The organism is Bartonella capreoli (assembly GCF_902813205.1).
Classification (GTDB): domain Bacteria; phylum Pseudomonadota; class Alphaproteobacteria; order Rhizobiales; family Rhizobiaceae; genus Bartonella; species Bartonella schoenbuchensis.
In genome coordinates, this window is the sequence record NZ_CADDZX010000045.1 from 1 (window position 1) to 1,408 (window position 1,408).

Here is a 1,408-nt window from a genome sequence, read left to right on the forward strand (position 1 = left end):
TATATTTATTATTCGAGTAGTTAATAAAAAAGGCCACGCAGATGCGCAGCCTTTTTCATGTAAAAACTCTATGGAATTAATTACGGAACAATAATAAGATATTCTGACTACCTTGATTTGCAATAGAAAGAGCTTGAATACCAAGCTGTTGCTGAACTTGCAAAGCAGATAATTTGGCAGATTCTGCATTCATATCAGCATCAACCAGTGCACCAATTCCTGCATCAACATTGTCTAGTAATTTTTTAACAAACTCGAGCTGATTATTCACCAAATTAACTGCAGAACCAATCTTAGCACCTGCAGTAAGAGTTGCATCAACAGCATCACGCACTGTATTTTGAAGGCTACCTAGAAGAATATGCTGTGCCTCTGCAGACAATTTATCAACCCCAAACATTTCAGTGAATTCAGCTAGGGTAATCTTATCAGTTTCTTCTTTAAAAGCAGCTTTGGCTTCATCCCAATCTTCTTGCCCACCTTCTAGAGCTTCTTTAGCTTCTTTCAATGCGCTTTTCGCCTCTTCATTCAAAGGATCAGCAGCCAACGCAGCTTTTGCTTCCGCAACATCATCTTCTAATTTTTTGTATGCTGCTTCTGCTTCATAGAAAGTCTCAAGAGCCTTATCAAAGCCTCCTTCTTCCTCTCTCAATAAGTCATCCCCTGCTGATGCTTTCCCGAAAATGTTCTGTAAAACACCTGCAGTCATATCAATGGTGCCATCTTCACCAAGAACACCAAAATTCAATTCACGACCACCAACTTCAACCATATCAACATAGACAGCTGTACCTTCACGACGATAACTAGCAGCTATGCCAACAGTTTGATCACCATTGGAAAGTATGTTTTTACCACCAAACGAAGCAGACTGAACCGCATTCGAAATATTCTTCATATTCGCTTTCATCGACTCTTGAAGCTTAGCAATATCACCACCGGTCTTTTCATGAACAGAAATCATTGACTTTTGGATATCATCAAGCGCTTCCTTGGTCAGATTAACAGCTGTAGCAGCAATACTCACTTGTTCTTTACCCAAGTTAATGGCATCAATAACAGCACTCATTGTATTACTGTCATGTCTCATCATTGATGAAATAGACCAGTAAGCTGTATTATCAGCAGCATTGCTAATACGCAAACCTGTTGCAACACGGTCTTTTGATTTATCTAAATTAGAATCTATAGCACGAAGTGTCTGCAATGCAGTCATCGCAGATCTATTAGTAAGTATACTTGAACCCATAATCTCGTCCCTATAACGAAAAATAATTAAAAAGGGACATGCTATTTTTATAGCTAATGATAGAACGACATCATGTCTGTCAGATATGTAATATGACCTATCATTTCTTGGACGCTATCAGACTAAAAAATATTGTTCAAGCATTTTTTTGATCTGTGG

At 38.3% G+C, this 1,408-nt stretch carries 1 protein-coding gene; it reads right to left on the reverse strand.

What is annotated here, in order from left to right; translation table 11 throughout:
- Positions 1-76: 76 nt before the first annotated feature.
- A complete protein-coding gene (locus J7R05_RS09555) occupies positions 77-1,249 on the reverse strand; it encodes a flagellin N-terminal helical domain-containing protein (protein ID WP_208541756.1) in 1,173 nt (390 codons plus the stop codon).
- Between the last annotated feature and the right edge of the window lie 159 nt (positions 1,250-1,408).